14 protein-coding genes are annotated in these 12,461 nt (G+C 68.3%); 10 read left to right on the top strand and 4 right to left on the bottom strand.

Translation table 11 applies throughout. The features are described 5' to 3' along the window. Nucleotides 1-55: 55 nt before the first annotated feature. From HUA75_RS37905 to HUA75_RS37920, 4 genes are all read left to right on the top strand, one after another. The gene (locus HUA75_RS37905; RefSeq protein WP_217439574.1) at nt 56-961 is read left to right on the top strand and encodes a LysR family transcriptional regulator; all 906 of its coding nucleotides are present in this window, start codon (nt 56-58) and stop codon (nt 959-961) included. 175 nt (nt 962-1,136) lie between these two features. Then, nucleotides 1,137-1,436, top strand: coding sequence for a hypothetical protein (locus HUA75_RS37910; protein WP_141646760.1), 300 nt, complete (start codon nt 1,137-1,139; stop codon nt 1,434-1,436). Nucleotides 1,437-1,563: 127 nt separating this feature from the next. Continuing rightward, the gene (locus tag HUA75_RS37915) at nt 1,564-2,550 is read left to right on the top strand and encodes a C2 family cysteine protease (protein WP_174460528.1); all 987 of its coding nucleotides are present in this window, start codon (nt 1,564-1,566) and stop codon (nt 2,548-2,550) included. Further along, nucleotides 2,547-2,951 carry a hypothetical protein gene (locus HUA75_RS37920; RefSeq protein ID WP_174489204.1) on the top strand — a complete coding sequence of 135 codons (405 nt, stop codon included), beginning with the start codon at nt 2,547-2,549 and terminating at the stop codon, nt 2,949-2,951. The genes HUA75_RS37915 and HUA75_RS37920 overlap by 4 nt, the downstream gene beginning before the upstream one ends. Here HUA75_RS37920 and HUA75_RS37925 read toward each other — a convergent pair. Beyond that, nucleotides 2,948-3,811, bottom strand: a complete 864-nt coding sequence (locus tag HUA75_RS37925) for an SDR family oxidoreductase (RefSeq protein WP_174489205.1) — start codon at nt 3,809-3,811, stop codon at nt 2,948-2,950. The two genes, HUA75_RS37920 and HUA75_RS37925, sit on opposite strands and share 4 nt — an antisense overlap. Nucleotides 3,812-3,881: 70 nt before the next feature. Between HUA75_RS37925 and HUA75_RS37930 the strand changes: the two genes are divergently transcribed. The 3 genes from HUA75_RS37930 (at nt 3,882) to HUA75_RS37940 (ending at nt 5,784) form a co-directional block, all read left to right on the top strand. After that, nucleotides 3,882-4,589, top strand: coding sequence for a TetR/AcrR family transcriptional regulator (locus HUA75_RS37930; RefSeq protein ID WP_174489206.1), 708 nt, complete (start codon nt 3,882-3,884; stop codon nt 4,587-4,589). Between the two features lie 56 nt (nt 4,590-4,645). Next, nucleotides 4,646-4,987 (top strand): DUF2845 domain-containing protein, encoded by a 342-nt coding sequence (locus HUA75_RS37935; protein ID WP_174489207.1) that lies wholly within the window; start codon nt 4,646-4,648, stop codon nt 4,985-4,987. 170 nt (nt 4,988-5,157) lie between these two features. Next, nucleotides 5,158-5,784: a biotin transporter BioY gene (locus HUA75_RS37940; protein ID WP_174489208.1), complete on the top strand. Its 627-nt coding sequence runs from the start codon at nt 5,158-5,160 to the stop codon at nt 5,782-5,784. A gap of 260 nt (nt 5,785-6,044) precedes the next feature. On the opposite strand, the gene HUA75_RS48105 is transcribed toward HUA75_RS37940, so the two are convergent. Next, the gene (locus HUA75_RS48105) at nt 6,045-6,191 is read right to left on the bottom strand and encodes a hypothetical protein (protein ID WP_371746283.1); all 147 of its coding nucleotides are present in this window, start codon (nt 6,189-6,191) and stop codon (nt 6,045-6,047) included. 117 nt (nt 6,192-6,308) lie between these two features. On the opposite strand from HUA75_RS48105, the gene HUA75_RS37945 reads away from it, so the two are divergent. After that, nucleotides 6,309-7,313, top strand: coding sequence for a DUF2380 domain-containing protein (locus HUA75_RS37945; protein WP_371746284.1), 1,005 nt, complete (start codon nt 6,309-6,311; stop codon nt 7,311-7,313). Further along, entirely contained in the window at nt 7,310-7,780 is a 471-nt protein-coding gene (locus tag HUA75_RS37950) for an NUDIX hydrolase (protein ID WP_174489210.1), read from the top strand. Before HUA75_RS37945 ends, HUA75_RS37950 begins: the two co-directional genes overlap by 4 nt. Nucleotides 7,781-7,820: 40 nt before the next feature. On the opposite strand, the gene HUA75_RS37955 is transcribed toward HUA75_RS37950, so the two are convergent. Beyond that, on the bottom strand, nt 7,821-9,476 hold the full coding sequence (locus tag HUA75_RS37955; RefSeq protein WP_174460520.1) for an FAD-binding dehydrogenase: 1,656 nt from the start codon (nt 9,474-9,476) through the stop codon (nt 7,821-7,823). A gap of 45 nt (nt 9,477-9,521) precedes the next feature. Next, nucleotides 9,522-10,049 carry an ureidoglycolate lyase gene (locus HUA75_RS37960; RefSeq protein WP_174489211.1) on the bottom strand — a complete coding sequence of 176 codons (528 nt, stop codon included), beginning with the start codon at nt 10,047-10,049 and terminating at the stop codon, nt 9,522-9,524. A gap of 199 nt (nt 10,050-10,248) precedes the next feature. On the opposite strand from HUA75_RS37960, the gene HUA75_RS37965 reads away from it, so the two are divergent. Beyond that, nucleotides 10,249-12,453: a DPP IV N-terminal domain-containing protein gene (locus HUA75_RS37965; protein ID WP_174489212.1), complete on the top strand. Its 2,205-nt coding sequence runs from the start codon at nt 10,249-10,251 to the stop codon at nt 12,451-12,453. The last annotated feature ends 8 nt before the right edge of the window (nt 12,454-12,461 follow it).

Raw genomic sequence — 12,461 nt, forward strand, 5'->3', positions numbered from 1 at the left:
GGACTGTTTTGATAATCCACATTAACCAGCACAGGTCATGCACCCGGGCTTCACAATGAAGAAGGACCAGCTCGACGGCGTGATGACGCTGTTGAGCGTCGCGCGTCTGCGCAGCTTCCGCGCGGCGGCGACGGAGCTGGGAATCTCTCCCTCCGCGGTGAGCCAGATTGTGCGCGCGCTGGAGGCTCGCGCGGGCGTGGCGTTGCTGACGCGCACGACTCGCAGTGTCGGGCTCACCGAGGCGGGCAGGAGCTTCCTCGAACGGGCCACACCCGCCGTCGACGAACTGCTCGCCGCCTTCGACTCCGCGCGCTCGCTGGGCGGCAAGGCCAGCGGCCTGCTCCGACTCAACATCCCTCGCGCCGTCATTCCTCACGTCATCGAGCCCATCCTCGCGGGCTTCTGTGCCGCCCATCCGGACGTGCGGATTGAAATCCACGCGGCGGACCACCTGAGCCGCATCGTCGACGAGGGCTTCGACGCGGGCGTCCGGCTGGGCGAGCTCGTCGAAGCGGACATGGTGACGGTGCGCCTGACGCCGCCCTTCGGCTTCGCGGTGTTCGGCGCCCCCGCCTACTTCGAGCGCCACGGGCGCCCTCGCAAGCCCGAGGACCTGCGCGCACACACGTGCATCAACTACCGCTCTGGCGACGGCTCGCTGTACCGCTGGCAGTTCCAGCGCAAGGGACAGCCTCTGGAAATCGCGGTGCAGGGCACCGTCATCGTCAATGACTCCGCGCTCAACTTGAACGCGGCGGTGAAGGGACTCGGGCTCGCCTATGCGGCCCAGCCGCTCGCGGCCGAGCACCTCCGGGCAGGTCGCCTCGAACGCGTCCTCGCGTCGTTCTGCCCCGACACGCCGGGCCTCTTCCTCTACTTCCCCAGTCGCCTCCAGGCGATGCCGAAGCTGCGCGCCTTCATCGACTACTCACGCAAGCACCTGAAGGTCTCCGCCCCTTGAGGCGGGCGGTGCCTCGCGCATGACGCATCGCGCCCTGGGGCCACCCCAAACCACACATACTCACAGTCAAGGCCATACGGCCCGCGCAGGGGCCCGTGGTAGCGTCCACGGACATCATCCAGCGCGAGGACCGCTGCCTGCGGGCCGCGCGCCCTGACGAACGGGGGAAACAGTCATGGCATCCGACACCATCACACTCATCAAGGGCCAGGGGCCCCTTCCGCTGCCGGAGAAGCCGCACCTGCGCCTCGCCAGCGGCAACTTCTGGGCCGAGGAGGTGGAGGCCAAGGGGGGCCGCGAGAAGCAGCTCACCGCGGGCCTCTTCATCATCGACACCCGCACGTCCCCCTCGAAGCAGGACCATGTGCGTGTCCATGCGTCCCAGGTGGTGGAAGTGGACGGGGCTTCGCTGGAGATCCTCGAGGTCAGCGGCGCCGAGGGCAAGGAGCCCGCCATCCACCTCAAGGTTCGCTGAGTGCCACACGCATAGTGCGGGCGCGACGCAACTCTGGCGCCGCCGCCGCGACAATCCAGACATCCACTGACGCCCTTGGGGGGCGACAGTCCATCTTCAGATTCCGCTGTTCCGAGGGGGAGCATCCATGAGCTTCAAGATTGGGAATGAAGGGTCCCGCGTCACCCAGCCCGTCCCGCAGGCCACCGAGACGGTCCGGCCGCAGGCGAAGACGCAGGAAGTCCGTGAGCAGCAGCCCGCGTGGGCGAGCGCCCGGACCCAGGACGGCATGCTGCCGCCCAGCCGCCGTGAGCAGTTCGCCACCGCGCTCGGCCAGACGAGCCAGGCGAGCGGCGCGGAGAGCCCCAAGACGAAGGACCCGAAGGCGCTCGACACCAACGTCACCTACGGCCCGGTGAAGAACGGCAGCGTCTTCGAGGCGGGCACCGACGGCACCAAGGCGCACTGGAACGACGTGCAGCAGGGGCAGATTGGTGACTGCTACCTGATGACCTCCATGGGCGCGATTGCGCGCGCCAACCCGGCGCTCATCGAGAACATGGTCAAGGGCCCGGACGCGTCCGGCAACTACAACGTCACCTTCCAGGACAAGGGCAAGCCGGTGACCATCACCGTCACCCCGGACCTGCCGCTCAACTCCGGTGGCAACCCGGCCTACGCCGCGACGCCGCAGGAGAACGGCAAGGCGGAGCTGTGGCCGGCCCTCGTGGAGAAGGCCTATGCCCAGTGGAAGGGCGGCTACCCCAACATCGTCCACGGCAACAGCGCCAACGCGATGGAGGCGATGACGGGCAAGAAGAGCAGCAGCCTCGACGTCGGCGGCGCCACGCTGGCGGACCTGGAGAAGCGGCTGAACGCGGGCGAGGCCATCACCGCGGGCACGCACGACGACATCAAGTTCCTCGGCATCGACCTGCCGGACGGCACCGACAAGCCGCTCTACAAGAACGGCACGCTGGTGGCGGACCACGAGTACTTCGTCTCGGGTGTGGACACCAAGGCGGGCACGGTGACGCTGCGCAACCCGTGGGGCGCCGGCACGCCGGACATCGTCCTCACGGAGGCGCAGTTCCGTGAGTCCTTCCAGTACGCCAACAGCAACCCGACGAAGTGATTCGACGGGCGCCGGGCACACGCGGGTGGACCGGACTGGCACTGGCCTTGGGGCTGGTGCTGTCCGGGTGCGCGCGTGAGACGCCCGCGGTGGCGCCCTCCTCGGCGGAGCAGCCCGGCACCATCACCCTGACGAAGAATCACGGCCCGCTCCAGGTGACGCCGCACCTGAGTCTGGCCACGGGCAACTTCTGGCCCGAGGACACCGATGCGGGCGCGCGTGAGCCCACCGCCGCCCTCTTCATCTACGACTCGCGAATCGTTCCGCCAGAGCAGCAGCACGTGCGCGTGCGCGCGGGCCAGAGGGTGGAAGTGGCGGGCGAGGTGTTCGAGGTCTCCGAGGTCATCGACCGCGGGGACGAGCAGCTGCTGCGCCTGCGGCTGCGTCCGCGTCAGCCCTAGACGGAGCGAGCGGGAAGCGCTGGGACGTCACGGGGCTTCAGCATCCCCGCGGCCACGCGCACGGTGAAGGCTCGCGGCGCGAAGCGAGGCATGTTGGCCTGGAACCAGTTGCGCCAGCCGGCGATGAGCGAGGGCCTGCCCTGCTCCAGGCCTCGGAGTCCCGCGAGGGCCACCTGCTCGGCGGTGGCGGTCGGCCCCACTGCGACCTGGCGCGTGCCCACCACGTCGAAGAAGGACGTCTCCACGGGCCCTGGGCACAGCGCGAGCACGCGCACGCCCCGCTCGCGGTTCTCCGCCCAGAGCGCCTCGGTGAAGGACAGGACGAACGCCTTCGTCGCGCCGTAGATGGCCATGTACGGCAGGGGCTGGTAGCCGGCGATGGAGGCCACGTTGAGCACGCCTCCGAGTCCTCGGGCGACCATGTCCGGCAGGAACAGATGGGTGGCATCCACGAGCGCGGTGACGTTGAGCATCACCTGCTCATGCTGTCGGGCCAGGGGGACGGCCTCGAAGGCGCCGTGGGTGGCGAAGCCGGCGTTGTTGATGAGCAGGTCCACGTGCAGGCCGCGCTCGCGACACTGGCCATGGAGCTGGCGCGCGGAGCCCTCGTGACTGAGGTCCATGCTCAGCACCTCCACCTGGACGGCGTGCTGCTTCATCAACTCGGCGGCCAGGACGCGCAGCTTGTCCTCCGAGCGGGCCACGAGGACCAGGTTCATGTTCCGCGCCGCGAGCAGGCGGGCGAAGGCCTCGCCGATACCAGAGGACGCGCCGGTGATGAGCGCTCGGCGGCCCTGGTAGGGGAAGGGACCCGAGGTGGGCGCGGGGGAGACAGCGGGGGATGTCGAAGCGATGTGCATGGGTCCAGAATGTGAGCTAGGACTCACGTTCGCAACTCGCGTCGGTGCTCACATTCGTGGAGGAGGAGTCATGCCGCGCCGTCCCCCTGTTTCCCGTCGGAGGAAGCCCCATCAGGACCGGGCTCAGGCCACGTGTGAGGCCATCCTCACGGCGGCGGCTCGCGTTCTCGTCAAGAATGGCTATGAGGCCGCGAGCACCAACCGCATCGCCCGCGAGGCGGGGGTGAGCATCGGTTCGCTCTACCAATACTTCCCGAGCAAGGAGGGATTGGTGATGGCGGTGATGGAGCGGCATCGCACGCGCTCGCTCGCCGGCTTCGAGGCGGAACTGGTGCGCCTCGCGAGCCAGCCATTGCCCCAGGCGATTCGGGCGCTGGTCCGCCAGTTGCTGACCACGAAGTTGGAGAACCCCCGGCTGCACCAGGTGCTGCACGAACTAGCGCCGAGGATGCGGCAGTTGGGGCAGGTGGACCCGCATGAGCAGCGGCTGTTCCGCCTGGTGCGAGCCTTCCTCGCACCGAGGGCCGAAGAGCTGCGTCCCAAGGACCTGGACATGGCGGTCTTCGTCCTGGTGCACTCGGTGGAGACGCTCTGCATCAAGGCGGTGGCGGACCGTCCCGACTATCTGACCAATGAGGCGTTCCTCGACGAGCTGTGCGCGTTGATGCAGGGCTATCTCCAGCCGGCGGGAGCGACCTCTCGGGCCACGCCGAAGAAGAAGATGATGACGGGACGGGGGCGAAGCCCGGCCTCGCGCGAATTCTCCGCGCGGCCGTGAATATCCTCCGGGCGCATGCGTCGGTCGCGCACCCCCGATTGTTGGAGCCGCCTCGCATGCGAACCCTCCTCGCTGGCCTCGTCCTCGCCTGCCTCATCGTGCCCTTCTCTGGTGAAGCGGCGACCCTGCGCTGTGGCAACAAGCTCATCTCGGATGGCGCCTCCCAGTCCGATGCGCTCATGAAGTGCGGGGAGCCCATGAGCAAGCACGCGCGGGAGGAGTCGACGTCCACGCGGAACAGGGTGCGCGAAGGCAAGGAGGAGTCCTCCACCACGCAGACCGTGACGGTCCAGGTGGAGGAATGGACATACAACTTCGGGCCCAACCGGCTGATGAAGGTGGCCGTCTTCACCGACGGCAAGCTGACCGACGTGCGCAGCGCGGGCTACGGCAAGTAGGCCCGCCGCAGGCCCATAAGAAACGCGTCGCCCCGAATCGAGAGGGTCACGGTGCCCCTCGCCTCGGGTTGCACGCCCTGAAACATCGGGCGCGGAACGCTTCGCCTCCTTGCATCGCCGTCCGTCCTCACCGAGCATCGGTTCGTGTCTCCACTCCCCTCCGCGTCGTCATGCGGCTCGCACTCCTCGCTGGTGGGTCGGCGGTGAGCGCGGACGCCAGTCCTCCACCGAACCGCGTCCTGGCAGACCTCTTCGTGCGCACGCGCGCCCAGGAGGCCGCGCTCGTCCTCGGCGCGGCGCTCTGCACCGCCTTGTTCGCGCAGGTCGCCATCTCGGTGCCGGGCTCACCGGTGCCCATCACGGGGCAGACGCTCGCCGTCGTCCTCACAGCCGCCGCGCTCGGGCCTGGACGTGGCGTGGCCGCGCAGCTCGCCTATCTCTTGTTGGGGGCGGTGGGGTTGCCCTTCTACGCGAAGGCGGCCAGCGGCTGGGGGGCGCTCGTCGGTCCGACGGGCGGCTATCTGGTGGGCTTCCTCCCCGCGGCCTTCCTCGTGGGGCTCGCGGCGCGTCGAGCCTACGACCGGCGCCCGAGGACAGCGGTGCCCCTCTTCCTCGGGGGACAGCTCGTCATCCTGGTCATCGGCGTGTGCTGGCTCCATGTGGTGGCCTCGCTCGACTTCGCCACGGCCTTCCACAAGGGCTTCGTGCCGTTCATCCCTGGAGGGCTGCTCAAGGCCGCCCTCGCCGGTCTGGTCTCGTCTCTCGCCTGGCGACTCGTCCGCGCTCGCGAGGCCTGAGCCGGAACACGGGGGCCCGTCGATGGGTGAACCCAGACACCGCCGCGGGCGTGTCGTTCCGACTTGATAGGGTTTCGGCGCCTATGCGTCCTCTTGCCCTGCTGTTGAGCGCGGCCCTGCTGACCACGGGCTGCGCTTCCCATTCGTCCGACATTCGCCAATCACGGCGCACAGCGCTGAACGGGCCTCCACCCGCCTCGATGGGCCTGGGCTCGGACGCCGTGCGGCGTCGCGAGAGTGGAACAGATTCGAACACCGTGTCAGGAGCCGTGGGTGGTGGGCAGCAGAACGCCGCACGGACACGACCAGCGGTCCTGGCCGCCGTCGACGAAGTGCGGAGCTCCACGGAAGACACGGCCCGAGCCATCTCCAGGCTCGCCACGAGCACGCGAGAGCTGGGTGGACATGGCAGGCTCTTCATCCGCTACTTCGACCACGGGGCAAGACAGTTGCCCTGGCTCCGTGGGGCACTCGGGAGCATCACTTCTCTCACGACTGAATCCAGCCTGGTGGAAGACGCGGACATGGAGCTTGGCATCCTCCGGATGACGGGCCCTCGGCTCCAGGCCGCGTTGTCCGGCACGATGCTGCTTGCCACCTGGCTCGACTTCCTGAACCTCGTGAGCGTCGTGCTCCAGCAATGCCCTTACTACAGCGTGGAGCAGTTGCTCGTGGACATGGACCGCGTGTGGAACCTGCTGGAGCCGGCCTTGGGCGCTCTCGCCTCGCGGGAGCAGGCGCGCGTGGAGGCCACGGCGACAGCCATGCCCGTGCTGATGGGGCAACTGACCCATGAGTTCCACTCCATTCGCGAGGGTGCGCGGATGGCGATGGAGCGCACAGGACAAGTGGTGGCGACGGCACAGTTCATCGAGATGCTCGCGCTCGTCTCCGCGCTGAAGATGTCACTGCCCAGGCTACCGCCCGCTGCGTCCGTCGCGCTGGGAGCGCGACTGGTGATGGGCCCTGGCGGAATCATGGCCGGCCAACAACTCGTCGTCTCCGCCGAGTGGGTGGAGATGATGCGAAGGCTCGTCCAGGCGGGAGTCATCTCCGTGCCCGTCGTGAGCGCGGCGGTCCGCACCAGCGCGGGACACGTGTGGATGGCGCAGGCGAACCAGGAACTGCCCAAGGGCGTGCGTGAGGCACTGGGAGACTCACCCGAGGTGCGCGGCATGCACGTGACGAACAAGACCGGGGCCGGCATGTCCGAGGCGCCGAAACATCACGTCCTGCCGCAGGAGCACCGGGAGTGGTTCGAGAAGCGCGGCTTCACGGGAGACATGAGCATCGACCAGTTCTGCGTGAGACTGGAGCGCTCTCATCACGAGGCCATTCACGGCGGTGGTAATTGGAAACTGGGTCGCATCTGGCCGGGTGAATGGAACAGGCTGGTCATGAAAACCCTGTTCGATGCGGAAACAAGAACTCGTCGACTGTTGACTCGAAACGAAATCCTGAAGCTCGTCGCGAAGGACATGCGGGACTATAGAATCTCGATGAACTTCACTCCAGGGAGGGGCAGATGAGCGGCGGAGCAGCATGGCGGGGCGACGTGAAGGCGCGCCTCTATGAGCGAGTCCGTGCGAAGGGCTACGACACCCTGACCGCCTTCGCCGAGGCACGCCCAGCCATTCCCCTTCACGAACTGGCCGATGAACTGGGACAGGAGGACGTTGCCGCCGTGCAGATTCTCAGCGGGCTGCTCGGCGAAGCAGAGCAGCGCAAGCAGGTCACTCGTTTCGTGCGCGATGTCCTCGCGCGAGAACTCGCCGAAGCCTTCCCAGACGGTTGGCCCGGGGTGCTGGACGACGCGAATCGATTCGAGGCGGCCATGGCACTGGGCCGATGGTCCGCCTACAGCCCTCTGACTCATGAAGAGCGTGTCCGGCAGGCCAGTGATGCGCTCCTCGCCAATCCCCCACCCGCCGGTTGGCGCCCGCTCAGCCACGACGACGGACTCCTCCGCACCCTCCTCCCAGACGACACCGCCTGACAGGCCCACGGCGGAGACACCGCCGCGGGCCCCACACGGTCTACACAGTCTTCACCAGCGCCCTGCCCGCCGCCCGCCCCGAGAAGATGCACCCGCCGAGGAACGTGCCCTCCAGCGCCCGGTACCCGTGCACCCCTCCTCCACCGAACCCGGCCACCTCGCCGGCCGCGTAGAGGCCGGGAATCACCTGTCCCTGCGTCCCGAACACCCGGCCGGACAGGTCCGTCTCGAACCCTCCCAGCGTCTTGCGCGTCAGCACATTCAATTTCACGCCGATGAGCGGCCCCGCCTTCGGGTCCAGGATGCGGTGCAGCTTCGCCGTGCGCACCAACTGGTCCCCGCGATACCCCCGTGCCTGTCGAATCGCGGCAATCTGCAAGTCCTTCCCGAACGGGTTGTCCAACTGCCTGTCCCGCGCGAGCACCTCACGCTCCACCGTCGCGAAGTCGAGCACCGGCGTCTCCGTCTTCGCGTTCATCCCCTCCACCAACGTCCGCAAGTCGTTCGCCACGACGAAGTCCGCGCCGTGCTCCTTGAACGCCTCCACCGGCCCCATCGCCTTCTTGCCCACGGCCCGGTTGAGCACACCCTTCCAATCCTTCCCCGTGAGGTCCGGGTTCTGCTCGGAGCCCGAGAGCGCGAACTCCTTCTTCAAAATCCACTGGTTCAACACGAACCACGAATACTCATGCCCCGTCTTCAGGATGTGCTCGAGCGTTCCCAACGTGTCGAAGCCCGGGAACAACGGCGGCGGCAGCCGCTTGCCCGTCGCGTCCAGCCACAGCGAGCTGGGCCCTGGAAGAATCCGGATGCCGTGCCGAGGCCAGATGGGGTTCCAGTTCCTCAACCCCTCCGTGTAATGCCACATGCGGTCGCGGTTGATGAGCCGTCCACCCGCCGCCTCCGTAATCGCAATCATCCGACCATCCACATGCGCCGGCACACCCTGCACCATGAACTTCGGCACGGGCCCCATGCGCTCCGGCCAGCTCTTGCGCACCAGCTCGTGGTTGCCGCCAATGCCTCCCGACGTGACAACCACCGCCGAGCCCCGCAGCTCGAAGTCCCCCGCCGTCTCCCGTGAGCTGCTCACCCCACGCTCCACGTCCGAGGGCACCAGCTTCATCCCCCGCACCCCCACCACCGCCCCCGCCTCGACGAGCAGCTCGTCCACACGGTGCCGGAACAGGAACGTCAGCGTCCCCTTCTCCCGCGCCGCCTGCGCGCGCCGGACAAAAGGCGCGAGCACTCCCGGCCCCGTGCCCCACGTCACATGGAAGCGAGGCACGGAGTTGCCGTGCCCCACCGCGCCGTAGCCACCGCGCTCCGCCCAGCCCACCACGGGGAACCAGCGCATGCCCTGCGCATGCAGCCACGGGCGCATCTCCGTCGCCGCGAAGTCGACGAAGGCCTCCGCCCACTTCCGGGGCCAGTGGTCCTCCTCGCGGTCGAACCCCGCGGTGCCCATCCAGTCCTCGAGCGCGAGCGCATGCGAGTCCTTGATGCCCATCCGCCGCTGCTCCGGCGAGTCCACCAGGAACAACCCACCGAAGGACCAGAACGCCTGTCCCCCCAGGTTCTGCTCACCCTCCTGGTCCACCACCGTGACGCGCTTGCCCGCGTCCGCGAGCTCCGTCGCCGCGACGAGCCCCGCGAGCCCACCGCCCACGACGATGACATCCGTCTGCTGTCCCATCCGGAGCCTCCAGTCCCAAAACCCAAGGGAGGCCGGATGATAGCCTCAGTCGTCGACCTGGACCCGCACCCTCGCCAGCTCCGCGAACTGCCGCACCACGCAGTCCCCCTCGCTCCCGTCCTCCCAGGCGAGCATGGCGAACTCCGCCGGCGCATCCAACGCGATGATGGGGTGGTGCCACACGCCCCGGTGGTAGTTCACGCCCTCCCCCGGTCCACAGACGAAGGCCTCCAACTTCTCCACGTCCGGCCCACCCTCGGGCGCGCTCGGGGCGACACACACCAGGTACCGCTCGCACCGCATGGGAAGGAACGCCTGGCTCGAATACGGATGATGCTCCAGCAGCTTCACCGTGAAGGGCAGCCCCTGGGGCACCGAGCGGAACACCGCGAGGTTCGGCTTCGCCGAGTCCCGCGCGTTCTCCAGCCTCGCGGACCAGTCGAATCGCACCGCCGTCCCCTGATTCGCCAGCGCCCCCGGCGCGAGCCCCGCGGAGACCACATCGCCAAACGGTGCGAAGCCTTCTGGCGACAACCGCCGCGCGACGATGACTCGGGGCACATGCTCACTCATGGCTGAAGCATAACGTCGGGGGATGACGCGCCCAAGGCGGCCCGGCCCGGCGCGAGTGCCATGGGACTGTCATGGTCAACAGCGCATCCCCAACGTCACGGGTCCTCCCCATGGCGACAAGCGCTTCATCTCCCGGTTACATCGCCATGGCATCTTCCACGGACTCAGAGCCGTCATGCCGAGGGCTCCCCACACCCCCATGCGAATCCTCCTCACCGCACTCGTCCTCTTGAGCGCACCCGTCCTCGCTCAACCCCCGTCCCCACCCAAGCCCGAGTCCGTCCCCAAACCCACCAGCTTCTTCCGCCAGCTCCAGGAGACACGCTCCTTCAACAGCGGCCGTCCCGTGGGCGCCACTGTCACTCCGGATGAGCAGACGCTGTTCTTCCTGCGCAACTCCGCCACCTCCAACGCGCTCTCCCTCCATGCGTTCGACGTGGCCACCGGCCAGTCGCGAGAGCTGCTCACGCCCGAGAGCCTCCTGCAAGGCGCCGAGGAGACCCTCACGCCCGAGGAGAAGGCGCGCCGGGAGCGCATGCGGATGAACTCGCGCGGGTTCTCCAACTACACCCTGTCCGATGACGGCAAGAAGCTCCTCATGGGGCTGTCCGGCAAGCTGTTCGTCGTGGAGCGGGCGTCCGGAAAGGTGACCGAGCTCAAGACGGGACCGGGCGTCATCGACCCGCGACTGTCCTCGGATGGCACCCAGGTGGCCTACGTCCGCGAGCACGACGTGTACCGCCTGGACCTGGCCACCAACACCGAGCGCCGCGTCACCAAGGGCGGCACCGAGGAGAAGACACACGGGCTGGCGGAGTTCATCGCCCAGGAGGAGATGTATCGCTTCTCTGGCTACTGGTGGAGCCCGGACGCCAAGGCCCTGGCCTACACGGAGTCGGACACGAGCGGCGTGGAGAAGCTCTCCATCGCGGACACCGGCAACCCCGCGCAGGGCGCGCAGCAGCTCTCCTACCCTCGCGCCGGCAAGGCCAACGCCAGGGTGCGGTTGGGCGTCATCCCCGTCACCGGCGGAAAGACGACGTGGGTGAACTGGGACGCGGAGAAGTACCCCTACCTCGCCACCGTGCGCTGGCCCGCGAAGGGCCCGCTGACCCTGCTGGTGCAGAACCGCCACCAGACGGAGGAGGTGCTGCTCGCCGTGGACGTGAAGACCGGGCGCACCACGCCCCTGCTCGTGGAGAAGGACGACGCCTGGCTGGAGCTGGACCAGACCTTCCCCCACTGGCTGGAAGACGGCAGCGGCTTTCTCTGGGGCACCGAGCGCAACGGCGCACCCGAGCTGGAGCTGCGCGACGCCACCGGCAAGCTCGTGCGCTCGCTCGTCCCGCCTGACGCGGGCTTCGGCGGACTGGTGGGCTACGTGGAGAAGGAGGAGACCGTCTACTTCGTCGGAGGGACGAACTCCGCGGAGCGCTACGTGTGGCGCGCGCGAAAGGGAGACAAGCCGACCCGCGTCACCACGGGAGGCCCGGCGCTGGAGTCGGCCCGCCTCTCCCCCCGGGGAGGGCTGCTCGTCGTGACGTCGGAGGGCCCCAAGAGCATGCGGAGCACCGTGGTGCTCAAGGCGGACGGCACGCGCGTGGGCGAGCTGCCCTCCATCGCGAAGGAGCCTCCCTTCCAGCCCCGGCTGGAAGTGCGTCAGGTGGGCAAGGAGCGCTTCCCGACGTCCCTGGTGCGTCCGCGCGACGCGAAGCCCGGGGTGAAGCTGCCCGTCATCGTGGAAATCTACGCGGGCCCCGGCACCGCCATGGTCCGCCAGAGCATGGCGTCGCACCTCACCGCGCAGTGGATGGCGGACCAGGGCTTCCTCGTGGTGCGGCTCGACGGACGCGGCGCCTCGCCGACGGCCGACGCGAAGCTGCGCAAGCCGAAGTACGACTTCCCCAAGGTGCTGATGGATGAACAGGTGGCGGCGCTGCGCGCGCTCGCGGCGGAGGTCCCCGAGCTGGACTTGAACCGCGTGGGAATCACAGGAGGCAGCCACGGCGGCTACATGTCCGCGCTCGCCGTGCTCACCCGGCCGGACGTCTTCAAGGCCGCGGTGGCGGTGTCGGCGGTGACGGACTGGCGGGACTACGACACGCACCTGACGGAGCGATTCCTCGGCCTGCCCGACGAGCACCCTGACGCGTATGCCCAGAGCTCACTGCTCACCCACGTGAAGGCGGGCCAGCCCATGGGCAAGCTCCTCGTCATTCACGGCACCGCGGACGACAACGTCTTATTCTTCCACGCCCTCAAGCTGTCGGACGCGTTGTTCCGGGCGGGCCAGTCCCACGAGTTCCTGCCGCTCTCCGGCATGACGCACATGGTGTACTCCGACCCGCAGGTGACGGAGCGCTTGTGGGAGCACACCATGCGCTACTTCAAACAGCACCTCTGACGGACAGG

Origin of the sequence: Myxococcus sp. CA040A (genome assembly GCF_013336725.1) — a bacterium.
Taxonomy (GTDB): domain Bacteria; phylum Myxococcota; class Myxococcia; order Myxococcales; family Myxococcaceae; genus Myxococcus; species Myxococcus llanfairpwllgwyngyllgogerychwyrndrobwllllantysiliogogogochensis.

Coding starts and splice junctions, on each gene's coding strand:
- HUA75_RS37905 (WP_217439574.1), top strand. CDS start 56: ATGAAGAAGGACCAGCTCGACGGCGTGATGACGCTGTTGAGCGTCGCG.
- HUA75_RS37910 (WP_141646760.1), top strand. CDS start 1,137: ATGGCATCCGACACCATCACACTCATCAAGGGCCAGGGGCCCCTTCCG.
- HUA75_RS37915 (WP_174460528.1), top strand. CDS start 1,564: ATGAGCTTCAAGATTGGGAATGAAGGGTCCCGCGTCACCCAGCCCGTC.
- HUA75_RS37925 (WP_174489205.1), bottom strand. CDS start 3,811: ATGCACATCGCTTCGACATCCCCCGCTGTCTCCCCCGCGCCCACCTCG.
- HUA75_RS37930 (WP_174489206.1), top strand. CDS start 3,882: ATGCCGCGCCGTCCCCCTGTTTCCCGTCGGAGGAAGCCCCATCAGGAC.
- HUA75_RS37935 (WP_174489207.1), top strand. CDS start 4,646: ATGCGAACCCTCCTCGCTGGCCTCGTCCTCGCCTGCCTCATCGTGCCC.
- HUA75_RS37940 (WP_174489208.1), top strand. CDS start 5,158: ATGCGGCTCGCACTCCTCGCTGGTGGGTCGGCGGTGAGCGCGGACGCC.
- HUA75_RS48105 (WP_371746283.1), bottom strand. CDS start 6,191: ATGTCCACCCAGCTCTCGCGTGCTCGTGGCGAGCCTGGAGATGGCTCG.
- HUA75_RS37945 (WP_371746284.1), top strand. CDS start 6,309: ATGGAGCTTGGCATCCTCCGGATGACGGGCCCTCGGCTCCAGGCCGCG.
- HUA75_RS37950 (WP_174489210.1), top strand. CDS start 7,310: ATGAGCGGCGGAGCAGCATGGCGGGGCGACGTGAAGGCGCGCCTCTAT.
- HUA75_RS37955 (WP_174460520.1), bottom strand. CDS start 9,476: ATGGGACAGCAGACGGATGTCATCGTCGTGGGCGGTGGGCTCGCGGGG.
- HUA75_RS37960 (WP_174489211.1), bottom strand. CDS start 10,049: ATGAGTGAGCATGTGCCCCGAGTCATCGTCGCGCGGCGGTTGTCGCCA.
- HUA75_RS37965 (WP_174489212.1), top strand. CDS start 10,249: ATGCGAATCCTCCTCACCGCACTCGTCCTCTTGAGCGCACCCGTCCTC.